This is a genomic window from Streptomyces xantholiticus (genome assembly GCF_014651015.1).
GTDB lineage: Bacteria > Actinomycetota > Actinomycetes > Streptomycetales > Streptomycetaceae > Streptomyces > Streptomyces xantholiticus.
Genome location: NZ_BMWB01000006.1, coordinates 198,033 through 213,617, shown reverse-complemented (window position 1 = coordinate 213,617; position 15,585 = coordinate 198,033). Strand labels below are relative to the sequence as shown.

At 71.2% G+C, this 15,585-nt stretch carries 15 protein-coding genes and 1 riboswitch; of the genes, 5 read left to right on the top strand and 10 right to left on the bottom strand.

Annotation, left to right across the window (positions count from 1 at the left end):
- Positions 1-2 precede the first annotated feature (2 nt).
- Together IE198_RS13015 and IE198_RS13010 are read left to right on the top strand one after the other, a co-directional pair.
- Entirely contained in the window at positions 3-968 is a 966-nt protein-coding gene (locus tag IE198_RS13015) for an LLM class F420-dependent oxidoreductase (RefSeq protein ID WP_189885945.1), read from the top strand.
- Positions 969-976: 8 nt separating this feature from the next.
- The gene (locus IE198_RS13010; RefSeq protein ID WP_189885943.1) at positions 977-1,513 is read left to right on the top strand and encodes a cysteine hydrolase family protein; all 537 of its coding nucleotides are present in this window, start codon (positions 977-979) and stop codon (positions 1,511-1,513) included.
- A gap of 55 nt (positions 1,514-1,568) precedes the next feature.
- Here the strand turns inward: IE198_RS13010 and IE198_RS13005 are convergent, their stop codons facing one another.
- From IE198_RS13005 to IE198_RS12995, 3 genes are all read right to left on the bottom strand, one after another.
- On the bottom strand, positions 1,569-2,438 hold the full coding sequence (locus IE198_RS13005; RefSeq protein WP_189885942.1) for a peptidoglycan-binding protein: 870 nt from the start codon (positions 2,436-2,438) through the stop codon (positions 1,569-1,571).
- Positions 2,439-2,619: 181 nt separating this feature from the next.
- Positions 2,620-3,405, bottom strand: a complete 786-nt coding sequence (gene nagB / locus IE198_RS13000) for a glucosamine-6-phosphate deaminase (protein WP_189885940.1) — start codon at positions 3,403-3,405, stop codon at positions 2,620-2,622.
- A 570-nt stretch (positions 3,406-3,975) separates the two neighbouring features.
- A complete protein-coding gene (locus IE198_RS12995) occupies positions 3,976-4,365 on the bottom strand; it encodes an ArsR/SmtB family transcription factor (RefSeq protein ID WP_189885938.1) in 390 nt (129 codons plus the stop codon).
- A gap of 121 nt (positions 4,366-4,486) precedes the next feature.
- Between IE198_RS12995 and IE198_RS12990 the strand changes: the two genes are divergently transcribed.
- The gene (locus tag IE198_RS12990) at positions 4,487-6,466 is read left to right on the top strand and encodes a heavy metal translocating P-type ATPase (protein WP_189885936.1); all 1,980 of its coding nucleotides are present in this window, start codon (positions 4,487-4,489) and stop codon (positions 6,464-6,466) included.
- Positions 6,467-7,024: 558 nt separating this feature from the next.
- On the opposite strand, the gene IE198_RS12985 is transcribed toward IE198_RS12990, so the two are convergent.
- The 7 genes from IE198_RS12985 to dhaK form a co-directional block, all read right to left on the bottom strand.
- A complete protein-coding gene (locus IE198_RS12985) occupies positions 7,025-7,918 on the bottom strand; it encodes an energy-coupling factor ABC transporter ATP-binding protein (RefSeq protein ID WP_373299843.1) in 894 nt (297 codons plus the stop codon).
- Positions 7,915-8,664, bottom strand: a complete 750-nt coding sequence (gene cbiQ, locus IE198_RS12980; RefSeq protein WP_189885934.1) for a cobalt ECF transporter T component CbiQ — start codon at positions 8,662-8,664, stop codon at positions 7,915-7,917. The genes IE198_RS12985 and cbiQ overlap by 4 nt, the downstream gene beginning before the upstream one ends.
- Positions 8,665-8,670: 6 nt before the next feature.
- Positions 8,671-9,018 carry an energy-coupling factor ABC transporter substrate-binding protein gene (locus IE198_RS12975; RefSeq protein WP_189885932.1) on the bottom strand — a complete coding sequence of 116 codons (348 nt, stop codon included), beginning with the start codon at positions 9,016-9,018 and terminating at the stop codon, positions 8,671-8,673.
- Positions 9,015-9,704 carry an energy-coupling factor ABC transporter permease gene (locus IE198_RS12970; protein WP_189885930.1) on the bottom strand — a complete coding sequence of 230 codons (690 nt, stop codon included), beginning with the start codon at positions 9,702-9,704 and terminating at the stop codon, positions 9,015-9,017. Before IE198_RS12970 ends, IE198_RS12975 begins: the two co-directional genes overlap by 4 nt.
- A gap of 30 nt (positions 9,705-9,734) precedes the next feature.
- Positions 9,735-9,930: riboswitch (cobalamin riboswitch) on the bottom strand.
- Between the two features lie 94 nt (positions 9,931-10,024).
- Positions 10,025-10,432, bottom strand: a complete 408-nt coding sequence (dhaM, locus tag IE198_RS12965) for a dihydroxyacetone kinase phosphoryl donor subunit DhaM (protein WP_189885928.1) — start codon at positions 10,430-10,432, stop codon at positions 10,025-10,027.
- The gene (dhaL, locus tag IE198_RS12960; protein WP_189885926.1) at positions 10,429-11,043 is read right to left on the bottom strand and encodes a dihydroxyacetone kinase subunit DhaL; all 615 of its coding nucleotides are present in this window, start codon (positions 11,041-11,043) and stop codon (positions 10,429-10,431) included. Before dhaL ends, dhaM begins: the two co-directional genes overlap by 4 nt.
- Positions 11,044-11,096: 53 nt before the next feature.
- Positions 11,097-12,089 (bottom strand): dihydroxyacetone kinase subunit DhaK, encoded by a 993-nt coding sequence (gene dhaK / locus IE198_RS12955; protein WP_189885924.1) that lies wholly within the window; start codon positions 12,087-12,089, stop codon positions 11,097-11,099.
- Positions 12,090-12,653: 564 nt separating this feature from the next.
- Here dhaK and IE198_RS12950 point away from each other — a divergent pair.
- Positions 12,654-14,657, top strand: coding sequence for a spermine/spermidine synthase domain-containing protein (locus IE198_RS12950; protein ID WP_229833887.1), 2,004 nt, complete (start codon positions 12,654-12,656; stop codon positions 14,655-14,657).
- 230 nt (positions 14,658-14,887) lie between these two features.
- Positions 14,888-15,523, top strand: coding sequence for a TetR/AcrR family transcriptional regulator (locus tag IE198_RS12945; protein ID WP_189886070.1), 636 nt, complete (start codon positions 14,888-14,890; stop codon positions 15,521-15,523).
- Positions 15,524-15,585 lie beyond the last annotated feature (62 nt).

The window sequence follows — 15,585 nt, the reverse complement described above, 5'->3', positions numbered from 1 at the left end:
CCATGGCGCAGTTCGGCTACACGATGATGACCGAGCAGGCAGGACCCCGCGAACTCGTGGGACATGTGGTCGGCGCGGAGAACGCCGGATTCGACTTCTCCGTCATCTCCGACCACTACTTCCCCTGGCTCGCCTCCCAGGGCCACGCCCCCTACGCCTGGAGCGTCCTCGGAGCCGCCGCCCAGGCCACCTCGCGGATCCCGCTCATGACGTTCGTCACCTGCCCCACCATCCGCTACCACCCGGCAGTCGTCGCCCAGAAAGCGGCCACCGTGCAACTGCTGTCCCAGGGACGCTTCCGGCTCGGACTCGGCACGGGCGAGAACCTCAACGAACACGTCGTCGGCGCCGACTGGCCCCCCGCCCACGTACGCCTCGACCTGCTCGACGAAGCCGCCGGTATCATCCGCAGGCTCCTCGACGGTGAACACGTCACCCACCACGGCGCCCACTTCGACGTCGTCGACGCCAAACTGTGGGACGTACCGGAAGACCGGGTGCCCATCGGCGTCGCCGTCTCCGGCGACAGGTCCTGCGCCGTCGCCGGCCGCACCGCCGACCTCGTCATCGCCACCGAACCGAAAGGCGAACTCCTCGACGCCTTCGACCGCTACGGCGGCACCGGCAAACCCCGCGTCGGTCAACTGCCCGTCTGCTACGACACCGACCGCGACGCCGCCGTGAAACGCGCCCACGACCAGTTCCGCTGGGCCCTCGGCGGCTGGCGCGTCAACGCCGAACTGCCCGGCCCCAAGTCCTTCGAGCAGGCCACCGAACTCGTCACCCCCGACGACATCGCCGAAGCCATCCCCTGCGGCGACGACATCGGCGCCTTCACCGAAGCCGTCCGCGCCTACGTCGACGCCGGATTCACCGAGATCGCCCTCGTGCAGATCGGCGGCGACCAGCAGGAACCCTTCCTCCGATGGGCGCGGAACGAACTGCTGCCCGCCCTGCGCGAACTGTGAGGTGACTCATGGGCAGCAGCGCACTCGTCGTCATCGACATGATCAACACCTACGACCACGCCGACGCCGACCTGCTGCTGCCCTCCGTCACCCAGGCCGTCCCCGCCGTCGTACGACTCCTCGACCGCGCACGCAGCCAGCAGGTGCCCGTCATCTACGTCAACGACAACTTCGGCGAATGGCGCTCCCACCACGGAGAGATCCTGCGCACCGCACTCTCGGGCGACCACGCCGACCTGGTCGAACCGCTACGGCCCGACGACGACTCGCTGTTCGTCGTCAAGGCCCGCCACTCGATCTTCTTCGAGACGCCGCTGGCCTATTTGCTCGGCCAACTCGACGTCCGGCACGTGGTGCTCTGCGGGCAGGTCACCGAGCAGTGCATCCTCTACTCGGCTCTCGACGCCCACATCCGCCACCTCGACGTCAGCGTGCCGCGTGATGCCGTCGCACACATCCACGAGGACCTGGCCGACGCGGCACTGCGCATGATGGAACGGAACATGGGCGCCGAGATCGTCACCGTCGACACCGTCCACTTCTGACGAGCGGGCGGCAGGCAGCCCCGCGTGTGGCGCACGGGACCACCCGCGCCACCGGTCAGACGTTGGGGACCTTCAGCTTGTCCCAACTGGTCTTTCCCGGAATGCCGTCGGCGTCGCTGCCCGAGTAGCCGAGCTTGCGCTGCCACGCCGCGTACGACTTGCGGTCCGCCTCTGTCCAGCTGGGGCCGGGGCCCACCTCGTAGCGCCCGCACCCCTCGGCCACCAGGCGCCTGCCCATTGCCGTGATGATCGCGCTGCGCCGGCCCACCTGGAAGAACGCGGCTCCGGGAAACGGCTCGTACGTCGGCGCGGGCGGCGGCCCTGGCGGATCGCCGCCCAGCCTCTCCCTGATGCGGCTGCGCATCGAGTCCATGCCGAAGCCCCGTGGATCGACCTTTCCCGGCTGCCACTCCAAGTGCCCGATGACGCTGCGGTGTGTCCAACCGTGGGCCCGGCAGATGGCCGCCGCCGCCTTCTCGATGGCCTCCAACTGCGCTGCCGGCCAAGGGTCCTTGCCGTCACCGAGGTTGATGCACTCGAAGCCGTAGAAGTGCCTGTTGCCGTCCGTGTTGGCCTCGTTGTCGGCAGGCAGTGTCGCGGACTCGTTGATCACGGCGCGCAGCACGTCGTCGTCCCCGAGCCCGGCATGATTCGCCCTGCCGTTGCCGACGAGGTACACCGTGCCGTCCTTGGCGATCACGCCGTGGCAGAGCGGACCGGGCAGGCTCGAGTGGCCGTCGTAGCACAGGTCCACGGAGTTGGACGTGCCCGATGTCACCGTGTGATGGATCATCACACCGTTCACCGGTCCCCACGGGCCCTTGTGATTCCGGTTGTGTGTGCGCCAGTTCCGGTGTTCGACGACGCGCAGTCCTTCGTTGCGTAACGCAGTGAGAAGTTTGTCGGCGGACAGAGGCGTTGCCATCGTGGTGCTCCTTCCCGGACGACCCGCAGCTCACGGGCCGCTCCTGGTCGTCCTGCCCGGTGACGGGGCCCCTCGAACCGCCCACGGGTTCACGCTGCGTGGCGACGGACGCGATCTGTCTCCGGTACGAACGGCGGCGGGCGGTGGCCGGCCCCGACCACCGCCCCGCTTCCGGAAAGGATCAGATGCCCTGCCAGTCGGGCTTCGCCGCGTACGTCGCGCGGAAGTAGTCGGCGAGCTTCAGGCCGGAGGCCGCCGCCTCGTCGACGACGACGGTGGCGTGCGGGTGGAGTTGCAGCGCGGAGGCGGGCACCAGCGCGGAGAGCGGGCCCTCGACGGCGAGGGCGACGGCGTCGGCCTTGGCATCCCCGGTGGCGAGCAGCACCAGGTGCCGGGCCTCCAGGATGGTGCCGATGCCCTGGGTGATGACGTGGTGGGGGACCTGCTCGATGTCGCCGCCGAAGAAACGGGCGTTGTCGACGCGGGTCTGCTGGGTGAGTGTCTTGATCCTGGTGCGGGAGGCGAGCGAGGAGCAGGGTTCGTTGAAACCGATGTGCCCGTCCGTGCCGATGCCGAGCAGTTGGAGGTCCACACCGCCGGCCTCGGCGAACGCACGATCGTAGGCGGCGCAGGCGGCGGCGACGTCCTTGGCCGCGCCGTCTGGGCCCATGAAGGAGTCCTGGTCCAGTCCGAGCGGCTCCACGACCTCACGCAGAACCACGGAGCGGTACGACTCGGGGTGCCCGGCCGGAAGGCCCACGTACTCGTCGAGCTGGCAGATACGGGCCCGGGACGCGTCGACCTCCTTGGCCGCGACCTTCGCCGCGAGTGCCTGGTAGATCGGCAGCGGCGTCGATCCCGTGGCGACACCGAGGAGGGCGTCGGGCTTGCGTCGCAGCAGGTCGGCCATGGCTTCGGCGATCAGCTCGCCACCCGCGGCGGAATCCGGAACGATGACAACTTCCACGAAGATCCCTGTCTCTGTATGCACACCCGGTCAGTGGTGTAGACCAATCTACCCGCTGGCGGGGGTTTCTGTCCTGTTCGGACAGTATGTGGACGCACCCACTCCGCCCGGTGCGGAGCGGATGTGGCAAGGGGCTGCTCAGAACAGGGGGAGCTGCCCGGGAACACCGTCGCCAAGCGGCCGTCGAGGGACGGCTGCAGTGCAGGATCGAGCGGCGCCTGCCGCCGGGACCCCGGGCAGGACACCAGCTCCGCGCCCGCTCGCGAACCGGCCGGATCGTGGCGGGCGAACCGTCCCGCCACCACGGCGATCTCGCGGCGGCACGTCGGGCACGGACGACGGGTAGCGGACATGCACCCAGTCTGCCAGGGGGTGCCGGACCCGCCGCGATGCACGGGGAGGCGCCGGGCCGGGGGTGTGGTCGGCATGCGTCCAGTGGGCGTATGGACGGTGCGACGGGCGCCCCTGAAGGTCGCGGGGTCGCCTGCGCGCCGCCGACGGCTCACCCGGACGGGCCGTGCGAAGGTCGTCGACGGCTCACCCGGACGGGCCGTGCGGAGGGCCGTCGCGTCAACGGCGTGCCGCAGGGCCCTCGGTGCCGGCCGTTCCGGGCGTGTCCCGTGTGCCGAGCCGGAGGTGCTCGATGTGATAGACGGCCTCGTCGAGGAGTTGGGCGACATGGTTGTCGTAGAGGCTGTACTCGATGCGGCGGCCCTGGCGGGTGCCCGACACCAGGCTCAGGGCGCGCAGCAGACGCAACTGGTGGGAGACGGCGGACTGCTCCATGTCGACGGCCTCTGCCAGCTCGGTGACTCCGCAGGGTCCCTGGCGCAGCCGGGTGAGGATCATCAGGCGGGAGGGCGTCGCCAGCGCTTGGAGAGTGGCCGCGATGGTCGCCGCGGAGTCCGCGTCCAAGTGGGCGGCCGGGGTGGCCTTCTCGTCGCTGACTCCGTGTCCCATGGTGCACATCGTAACCACGCGTCGGAACGGATGAATGAAGAGCTCTTCATGTGTTCCGCTATGGTGGTCGGGTTCCGCTCGCATCCCCGTGCCCGGAATCCGAGGAAGAGGTGTGCTCCCGATGGTCCCCCCGACGTCTCCGACGTCCTCGCCCGCCGCGCCGGTACGCGACACCGCCGCGCCCGCCCTGACACCGGCGCCGCCGCCGGGCAGACGGCGCACCCGGCTGTTCGCGCTCCCCGAGGTCCGCTGGGCGGCGCTGTCCGCGGCCGCGTTCCTGTGCGCCTTTCCCCTCGATCTCCAAGGCGCCCCGGCGTGGGCATGGGGTCCGCTCTACGCGCTGTGTTACGCAGCCGGCGGCTGGGAGCCGGGCTGGGCCGGCCTGCAGGCCCTGCGCGACAGGACCCTCGACGTGGACCTGCTGATGGTCGTGGCAGCCGGCGGGGCAGCGGCGATCGGGCAGTTCCTCGACGGCGGGCTGCTCATCGTCATCTTCGCGGTGTCCGGCGCGCTGGAGGCGCTCGCCACCCGGCGCACCGCCGACTCCGTCAGCGGTCTGCTCGACCTCGCCCCGGCCCGTGCCGTACGCCTCACGGTCGCCGCACAGGAGGTGGTGCCCGTCGCAGAGCTGCGGGTCGGTGACACCGTGCTCGTACGGCCGGGCGAGCGGCTGCCCGCCGACGGGACCGTGCTGGAGGGCGCGAGCGAGATCGACCAGGCCACCATCACCGGCGAGCCGCTTCCCGTCGAGCGCACCACCGGCGACACCGTCTTCGCCGGCACCCTGAACGGCACCGGCTCGCTGAGCGTCCGTGTCGAGGCGGACGCCGCCGAGTCCGTGATCGCACGGATCGTGGCCATGGTCGAGGAGGCGAGCGCGACCAAGGCTCCCACCCAGCTGCTCATCGAGAAGATCGAACAGCGCTACTCCGCCGCCGTCGTGGTCGCCACGCTCGCCCTGCTGGCAGTGCCGCTCGTCTTCGGCGCCGACTTCAACAGCACACTGCTGCGCGCCATGACGTTCATGATCGTCGCCTCGCCGTGCGCCGTCGTGCTCGCCACGATGCCGCCGCTGCTGTCGGCGATCGCCAACGCGGGCCGGCACGGAGTGCTCGTCAAGTCCGCCGTGGCCATGGAGCGTCTGGCCTCCGTCACCCGCGTCGCGATCGACAAGACGGGCACACTGACCGAGGGCGCCCCCCGAGTGGCCCAGGTGCACCTGCTGCCGTCGGGCGGCCTCGATGAGGACGCGGCGCTGACGCTCGCCGCGGCGGCGGAGCTGCACAGCGAGCATCCGCTCGGACGCGCCGTCGTCGCCGCGGCGCTCGAACGCGGCCTGCGGCCGCCCGCGGCGCGGGAGTTCGACTCGGTGCCCGGTCGGGGAGTGTCCGCACTCGTCTCGGGCCGCGCCGTGCGCGTCGGCAGTCCGGCCGCCCTGCTCACCGGCGCATGCCCGGCGGTCACGGACGCGGAGGCCGAAGGCCGCACGGCTGTCGTGGTCGAGGTGAACGGCGAGCCGGTCGCCGTGCTGGCCGTCGACGACCGGCTCAGGGCCGGCGCGCCGGAGGCCGTCGCCGCCCTCGCCCGGCTCACCGGCACCGGTCCGACGCTGCTCACCGGCGACAACGGGCGGGCGGCGGCGCGTGTCGCGGCCGAGGTCGGCATCACCGACGTCAGGGCCGGACTGCTGCCGCAGGACAAGGTCGCGGCGGTACGCGAGTGGGAACGGGCCGGCGACAAGGTCCTCGTCGTCGGCGACGGCGTCAACGACGCCCCCGCACTGGCCGCGGCGAGCGCCGGCGTCGCCATGGGGCGCGCCGGTTCCGACCTGGCGCTGGAGAGCGCGGACGCGGTCGTCGTGCGCGACGAGGCCGCCGCGGTGCCCGCCGTCGTGGCCCTGTCACGCCGGGCCCGCCGACTCGTCGTGCAGAACCTCGTCATCGCATCCCTGTGCATCGGCGTCCTGGTCGTCTGGGACCTGGCCTGGCACCTGCCGCTCCCCCTCGGCGTGGCAGGGCACGAGGGCTCCACCGTCCTGGTGGGCCTCAACGGCCTGCGCCTGCTCCGCGAGTCGGCCTGGCGTGACGCGACGGGGGCGTGACGCGACGGGGGCGTGACGTGCGTTCCGGGCGCGGCGGGCCGGGGCGGCCCACCGCCGGCGGGTGCGGCTTTTCAACAGGGCGGGGCGGGTGCTACCGCTGTCGGCGTTTGTGGAGCTCTGACGGGAGCGGAACGGCTGAGCGGAGCAAGGGGACTGGGACGCGTCGTGTCCGGGACATGAGGGACGCAACGCGCGCGAGCCTCCGACCGCGCGGCGGACCGCACACGTGATGCAGCGCAGTGCCGGACGTGAGCGCCGGAGCACCTGGCCGCCACGCACGCGGGCCCGACGCCCGGGCGCGCAACCGGACTCATGTACCCGTACCGGAAGGCGTGGTACCCGGATGCCACCCGGGCCGGGCCGGAGGCGCCCGCCTCATACCGCCCCGCCCGGGGCGCGCATTCGGCATGCGTCGCGCGCCGGCCCGCAAGGACGGCGCCCAGAGCTGCGAGGGGCGTCCGCCCCCGCGCGCCGTTGGGACCGGGGCGGAGGCCTGTGTCGCCCGCCGCCTCCAGCCTGCTCGCCGGCCGCGCGGTGGCCCCCAGCGGGTGCGGGGCCTCAGTGCCGGGACGGGGACCGGGGCGGAGCCCCGGGTTCGGGGAGGGGCACGGTGGGGGAAAGCCCCCGGCGCGCCACGCCCCGTGTCCATGCCGCCAACTCCTCCGCGGTCCGCGGACCTTCGCCCTCGTCGAGCAGCCCCTGCGTCCGCAGCAGCTCCGCGACCGCCGTGCCCCACGGCCTCCGCAGTCGCGCCGTATCCAGCAGCTCCTGGTCCGCGAGGAGTTCGCCCACCGCCCCGGTCCGCAACCCGCCCGGTGTCAGCACGGCGGCATCGTCGGCCCACCGCAGGGCGAGGTCGACGTCGTGCGTGGCCATGACGACCGTGGTTCCCGCCGTGCGCAGACCGTCCAGGACATCGAGCAGCCGCTCCTGCCCGTGCGGATCGAGCCCTGCGGTGGGCTCGTCCAGGATCAGGACACGCGGCCGCATCGCCACCGCGCCCGCGATCGCGGCCCGTTTGCGCTGACCGTACGACAGCAGATGCGTCGGCCGGTCCCGCAGCGCCACGATGTCCATCGCGGCCAGGGACTCGTCCACCCGAGCCCGCACCTCCGCCTCGTCCAGCCCGAGGTTCATCGGACCGAACGACACGTCCTGTTCGACGGACGCCGCGAACAATTGGTCGTCCGGGTCCTGGAGCACCAGCTGCACCGTCGTACGCAGACGGGTCAGTCCGGCCCGGTCGTACGTCACCGGCTCCCCGTGCAGCCGCAGTCGGCCGGCCTGGGGCCGCAGCCCGCCGCTCAGCAGCCGCAGCAGGGTCGTCTTGCCGCTGCCGTTGCGTCCCAGCAACGCGGTCGACCTGCCCTCCGCGAGGCCGAGGCCGACGCCGCTGAGCACGGCGGGCCCGTCCTCGTAGGCGTAACCGGCGCCGACGAGTTCCACGATCACAGGACATACCTTTCGAGCGTGAGGGTGGCGAACACGATCCCGGACAGCAGCGCGGCGACCGCGAAGAGGAACGGCCGCGACACCGTGGCGGGCGGCACCATCACCCGCAGTGTCCCGTCGTAGCCGCGGCCCGCGAGCCCCGCCTGCAGCCGGCTCGCCCGGTCGAAGGCGCGCACGAACGCGGTCGCACCGAGGCCCGCCAGCGAACGCCACGCGGCCGCCCTGCTCGTGTGTCCGAGACGGGCGGCCTGCGCCTGGCGGACGTTGCCGACGGCGTCCAGCAGCAGAAAGCTGATCCGGTACATCACGAGCGCCACGTCCACCACGGCCGGCGGCACCCCCGCCTTCACCAGCCGCGGCAGCACGTCGGACACCGGCGTCGTGAACGCGAACAGCAGCACGCCCAGTGAGGCGGCCGAGGTGCGCAGCAGGAGCCGCACCGCATCCGCCGGCCCGCTCGGTGCGAGTGCGACGAGGCCGTCCGGGCCACCCACCGCGAACAGCAGCGGTACGGCCCCGGTGAAACAGAACCCCAGCGGGACGCGGAACGCCCGCCAGAGCCGGCGGGGCGCCACACCGGCGGGGCCGAGCAGCACGGTGAGCGTCGCCGCGGCGACCAGGACGGCGCCCGGCCACGGCGGGAGGCAGACGGCCGTGACCGTCAGACCGAGGCCGAGGACGGCCTTCTCGCACGGATGGCGGCGGCGCCAGCGGCTGCTGTGCGCCGCAGCGTCGATGGGCAGCATCGGCGGTCACGCAGCCGGCGTGGCGGTGTCGGAGTCCTCTGTGGCCGCCTTCGCCCGCTCCTCGCCCTGGCGCCGGCCCCTGTGCAGCCCGAAGTAGTACGCCAGCACACCCGCGCCGAGCGCCGCCTGCAGGGAGAACAGTGCCGACTCGATCTCGCCGGAGGGCGGTTCGTACAGCGGGGAGAACCACGGCTCGTAGTCCGGCTCGAGTTCCGTGATCGCCGCCTCCGCCTCCCCGTCGGAGCCGGTGAACGGCTCCTCCTTGTGGTCACCGAGCCCCAGGACGAGGGGCAGGACGGCCAGGGCCGCCACGGCCAGCAGCAGCAGCGTGTTGATCCTCGCGTTACGGCTCATCGGACCGTGGCCTCCTTCTTCTCGCCGGCGACCAGGACGCCGAGCCTGGTCAGTTCTCCCTTGCTGGAGCGGCTGAGCAGCCGCATCACGAGCACGGTGAGCAGGCCCTCACTGACCGCCAGCGGAAGCTGTGTCACGGCGAAGATCCCGCCGAACTTCGCCAGTGCGCCCGGCACGCCGCTGCCCGGGTCGGGGAACGCCAGCGCCAGTTGCATGCTGGTGACGCAGTACGTGGACAGGTCGGCGACGAACGCGCCGAAGAACACGCTCACCATCAGCGGCACCTCGAACCGGCGCAGCAGCCGGTACACGGCGTACCCCGCCCACGGACCGACGACCGCCATCGAGAACACGTTGGCGCCGAGCGTGGTGAGACCACCGTGTGCCAGCAGCAGCGCCTGGAACAGCAGGGTGATGGTGCCGAGCACCGCCATGATCGGCGGTCTGAAAAGGATCGCGCCGAGACCGGTGCCGGTCGGGTGCGAACAGCTGCCGGTCACCGACGGGATCTTCAGTGCCGACAGGACGAAGGTGAAGGCGCCTGACGCACCGAGCAGCAGGGTCGAATCGGGATTGGCCTTGACCTCCCGGGTCAGTGCGCGCACGCCGTGGACGACGAACGGGGCCGACGCGACGCCCCAGGCGGCAGCGTGCAGCGGGGGCAGATACCCCTCGGCAATATGCATGATGTGGGAGACCCTCTCCAGCACCTCGTGGATGGACAGCGCACCCCGGCCGGTCTCCTGGCTGACGGGTCATGCCGCCCGGACTCCGCCTTCCCGGGCACCACGCGCAGGCGCGATGTCCCAGTGGCTCCCCGCGAGGGGTTGGAACCGGACTTCCCGATCACAGTGGCGAGGGCCGCACCGGTACCGCACCGGTTTCCCGAACACCAAGGCCCCGTGACAGTAATGCGCCGACCAGCGACATCACAAGCCGCGCACAGGCGCACCGGCCCGCGGCCGGGTGAGCCGTTCGCCACATTCCGGCCACGGGCCGCCTTGCGTCACTGCTTCCGGTAGGCGTATGCCTCCGACGCCGCGGCCTCGACCGCGTCCAGGTCGCCACCCGCGGAGGCGGTCACCACTGCCGCCACCGCGCCTTCCACGAACGGCGCGTCCACCAGCCGAGTGCCGGCGGGCAGCTCGTCGCCCTCGGCCAGCAGCGCCTTGACGGTCAGTACGGCGCTGCCCAGGTCCACCAGGACCGCGACACCCGCGCCGCCGTCGACCTCCTCCGCCGCGGCGGTGATCAGCTCCGCGCTGGTGCCGAGGCCGCCGTCCGGTGTGCCGCCGGCGGACGCAACCGGGGCCGCCCCGCCGCCCGAGAGCCCCTTGGCGAGCTCGGCGACGGCCGCGGCGACCTCCTTGCTGTGCGAGACCAGCACGATCCCGACCTGCTTGCCGTCGCTCACGCCGCCGCCTCCGCCGTCTCGGCGAGCGCGGCGACCAGCAGGGCGGACGAGGTGGCTCCGGGGTCCTGGTGTCCGATGCTGCGCTCACCGAGGTAGCTCGCCCTGCCCTTGCGGGCGAGCAGAGGCACGGTCGCCAGTGCTCCCTGTTCGGCCGCCACGCGGGCCGCCGCGAACGACTCCGTCCTGTCGCCGAGCGCCGCCACGGCCGGTTCGAGGGCGTCCAGCATGGTCTTGTCGCCCGCCTTCGCGCCGCCCAGCTGCGCCACCGCGGCGACGCCCGCCCGCAGCGCCTGTGCGAGCTGCGCCGGTGTCACCTCGGCGTCGTCGCCCAGTGCCTTGCCGGTACGTCGCAGCAGCGTCCCGTACAGCGGACCGGACGCGCCACCGACCGTCGAGACCAGCTGCCGTCCGGCCAGCATCAGGACCGCACCGGGCGTCGCCGGCGGCTCCTTCTCCAGAGCGGCGCCGACGGCCGTGAACCCGCGCCGGAGATTGCTGCCGTGGTCCGCGTCGCCGATCGCCGAGTCCAGCTCGGTCAGTCGATCCGCCTCCCGGTCCACCAAGGCGGCGACGGCGGCCAGCCAGCGGCGGAAGAATTCGGCGTCGAGCACAGGAACTCCCTGGGTGAGTCGGTCTGTTCGAGCGGTAACGGTACGGCGGCCCGTCACAGGCCCCATCGCAGCGCCGGCGTCCGCACCGGCGCGTCCCACAGCCTGAGCAGTTCCTCGTCCACCTCGCAGAGCGTCACCGAGACGCCTGCCATGTCGAGCGATGTCACGTAATTGCCCACGAGGGTACGGGCCACGGCCACGTCCCGCTCCGCAAGCACCCGCTGGACCTCCGCGTTGAAGCCGTACAGCTCCAGCAGCGGTGTCGCCCCCATGCCGTTGACGAGCGCGATCACCGGGCCGGAGGGGCGCAGATCCTCCAGCACGGCCTCCACGGCGAAGTCGGCGATCTCCCGCGACGTCATCATCGGGCGCCGCTCCCGCCCCGGCTCGCCGTGGATGCCGACGCCCAGCTCCAGTTCGCCGGGCGGCAGATCGAAGGTGGGGCCGCCCTTGGCCGGTGTGCTGCAGGCGCTCAGCGCGACGCCGAAGCTGCGGGACGACCCGTTCACCTGCCGGCCGATCGCCTCCACCCGCTCCAGCGGAGCCCGCTCCTCGGCGGCAGCCCCGGCGATCTTCTCCACGAACAGGGTCGCCCCGGTGCCGCGCCGCCCGGCCGTGTACAGACTGTCGGTCACGGCCACGTCGTCGTCGACCAGGACCTTGCCCAGCCGTACACCTTCGTCCTCGGCGAGCTCGACGGCCATGTCGAAGTTCAGCACGTCACCGGTGTAGTTCTTCACGACCAACAGCACGCCCTCGCCGCTGTCGACCGCGGCGGCGGCCCGCACCATCTGGTCGGGCACCGGGCTGGTGAACACCTCTCCGGGACAGGCCCCGTCGAGCATCCCGGGCCCGACGAAACCACCGTGCAAGGGCTCGTGCCCCGACCCGCCGCCGGATACCAGCGCCACCTTCCCCGCGACGGGCGCGTCCCGCCGCACGATCACCCGGTTCTCGATGTCCACGGCCAACTCGGGGTGCGCCGCCGCCATCCCGCGCAGCGCGTCCGCGACCACGGTCTCCGGCACATTGATGAGCATCCTCAACGGTTCCTCCCGGGAAAGTTGCAGCCAGGTTCCTGGACAGGGTTCTGCCTGATCAGCAGGTAGTAAGAAGCTGTGGCTGTTGACGGCGGCGTACGGTGGTTTCCGGCAGAGCTGATGATGACGTGACGCTCAGTTCCTGACGAACCATCAGGAGTCGAGCGTCCGACGCCGGCAAACGGGGCGACAACATCCAGTATCGAAGAGGGATGCCTGATCGGGGAACGACGCGGCGACCGCGTTTGGGTAATCGGCGTGTCGTCCGGGGGGTGGGTGGCGGTGCGGCGTGAGGAGACCATTCGCGAACCTGACGGTCCTTGATCCCGCCAGTGGCTCGGCTCGCATCGTCGGCCGGGTGATCGACGGGCCGCCTGGTGGTCGGCAGACCGTGTCCAGGATGATCCTGGAGGTGGTCGTGGGCCGTCGACAGAGTGTGTTCATCCGGCCGGTCAGGGTGGAGAAAGGCCACCGGGCCGGACACGCGGGTGCTCGACTCGGCGCGGCGAAAGTGGCACCTTTCGGCACATGGAATGTCGCACTGGCGCCCGGGGAATTCGCGGAAAACTAATGCTGGCCAGCGCGACCATGCTGTTCGTCGAATTGGCACTGATCCGCTGGGCTGGTGCCAACATCGTCCATCTGAGTTACTTCTCGAACTTCATTCTCCTCGGCTCGTTCCTCGGTATCGGCCTTGGATTCCTCATTCCGGCCCGACGAGGGCAGTGGCTGAAGCTCTGGGCGCCCGTCCCGCTGGCCGTCCTGGTCGTCCTGGTACGGGCATTTCCGGTCCAGGTGCAGCAGACCAGCGGTGAGGTCATCTACTTCACCGCCGTGAAAACCACAGGACTGCCCCAATGGGTCACCCTCCCGGTCCTCTTCCTGTTGGCCGCGGTCGTCATGGCAGCCATCGGCAAGATCACCGCAGACCTGTTCCGGCAGCTGCCGTCCCTGGAGGCGTACCAGTACGACCTCCTCGGCGCCCTCTCCGGGTGCGTGGCGTTCGCCCTGCTGTCCTGGCTGAGCGCCCCCTCGGTCGCCTGGGGAGTGATCGCCGGACTGGCCATGCTCGTGCTCGGCGGACGACGCAACAGCATGCGCTACGCCGTACCGCTCACCGTGATGGTGGCGGTCCTGGCCTTCGAATCGGCGGCGCAGGGCGTCTCCTGGTCGCCGTACTACAAGATCGAGGTCGAGCGGCCCCCGGCGGGCAGCAGCACCCGCGACTACAAGATCTCCGCCAACGGCGTGCCGCACCAGAGCATCGCGCCGCTCAGTGCCCTGATGAGGCCGGACTCGCCGTACGGCCGGCCGTATCGCGAAACGCCTGGCAACCCCTATCGCAGGGTCCTCGTCATCGGCGCCGGCAACGGCAACGACGTCGCCGTCGCGCTGGCCCACGGGGCGCGGCGCGTGGACGCCGTCGAAATCGACCCGGAACTGCGGGAGATCGGCGCGCGGCTGCATCCCGAGAAGCCGTACGACGACCCCAGGGTGCACACATATATCGACGACGGCCGCGCTTTTCTCGAACGGACCAACGCCCGCTACGACTTGATCGTCCTCGCGCTGCCGGATTCACTGACACTCGTCTCGGGTGCAAGCAATCTCCGGCTGGAAAGCTATCTGTTCACCCGGGAGGCATTCGAGGCCGCGCGCGAACACCTGGCCCCGCACGGCGCGTTCACGATGTACAACTACTATCGCAAGGAGTGGCTGATCGACCGGTTCGCCGGTGATCTCACCACGGTGTTCGGACACGCCCCCTGCATGACCGATTACGGTGGCCGACAAGCCGTGTTCGTGGCCGGCCGGACCACGGCCGACCAGTCCTGCGCGAAGACCTGGCGGGCCAGTGGCCCCGTCCCGGAGCCCGCGACCGACGACCACCCCTTCCCCTATCTGCTCCAGCGCTCCATCCCCAGCCTGTACCTTGGCGCACTCGGGGGCATCCTGCTGGTCACCGTGCTGTCCGTGCGCCTCACCGGGGTCCGCGTCCGGCGCACCGTCCGCTACGCCGACATGTTCCTCCTCGGCGCCGCGTTCATGCTGCTGGAGACCAAGAGCGTCATCGGCTTCGCCCTCTATTTCGGCACCACCTGGCTGGTCAACGCCCTGGTCTTCATCGGCGTACTGCTCGCCGTGCTGGCCGGCGTCGAAGTACGCCGCCGGATGCGGCGGCTCAACCAGCCCGTCATGACGCTCGTCCTGCTCGCCACCCTGGCCGTGGCCTGGCTGGTCCCCGCGGAGTCCGTCCTCGCGCTGCCCTTCGCCGGACGGCTCGCCGCTGCGATCGCCCTCGCCTTCGCGCCCATCTTCTGCGCCAACCTGATCTTCTCCGACCGGCTGGCCTCCGCCCCCGACCCCACGGCCGCCTTCGGCGCCAACCTGCTCGGCGCCCTCACCGGCGGCACCCTGGAGTATCTCGCGCTGCTGACGGGTTATCAGACGCTGCTGCTGATCGTCGCCGCGCTCTACCTGGGTGCCTACGCGGCGATGCGCCTGAACGGCAACGGCCCGGACGCGCCCGCGCTGCCCGAGCCACGGCCGCTGGAGTCAGAGACGCGGTCCTAGTGGGCGGCAAGGTCATCGCCTACGACTCGCCGAGCGGAAGGACGGGAGCGAGGGGCGGCTGCGGCTGGTCACCGCGCTGGTCGGCGGCGCGGAGGTCTGACCCCGACGCCGTGCGGGCCACCGGCTGAGCTGCGGGAAGCCGGGCCGTGGCATCCACGGGCATCGCAGGGGACGACAATGGCAGCGTGCCGAAACGTAATGTGCCCAACAGCAGCGCGTCGGCCGGCAGCGTGCCGGCCGACGGCAAGAAGAAGACGGTGAGCTCCTCGCCCGAGCGGCGGAGCGAACTGCTCGGCGTCGCCGCCGAAGTCTTCGCCGAGCTGGGCTACAACGCCACCACCGTCCGCAAGATCGCTGACGCGGCCGGAATGCTGGCAGGGAGCCTCTATTACCACTTCGACTCCAAGGAGTCGATGCTCGACGAGATCCTCTCCACCTTCCTCGACGAACTCTGGGCCGGGTACGACGCCGTGCTGGCCGCGGATCTCGGCCCGAGGGAGACCATCGAGGCGCTCGTCGTCGAGTCCTTCCGGGAGATCGATCGGCACCGTGCGGCCGTGGCGATCTACCAGAAGGAGTCCAGGTACCTCTCGGCCCAGCCCCGCTTCACATATCTCGCCGAGTCGCAGCAGAAGTTCGAGAAGGCCTGGCTGGGAACGCTGGAGCGAGGGGTCGCCGCCCAGGTCTTCCGCGCCGACCTGGACGTCCGGCTCACCTACCGCTTCGTGCGTGACACCGTCTGGGTCGCCGCGTCCTGGTACCGGCCCGGCGGCCTGCACAGCCCCGACGAGATCGCCCGTCAGTACCTGTCCATGGTCCTCGACGGCATCGCCCTCAGGAGCGGCCACCCCTGGCAGCAGCCCTAGCAGGAGACGAAGTCCTGCCCGAAGGAGTACGTCGGCGACGTGGTTTGATCGACCAGGAGCCC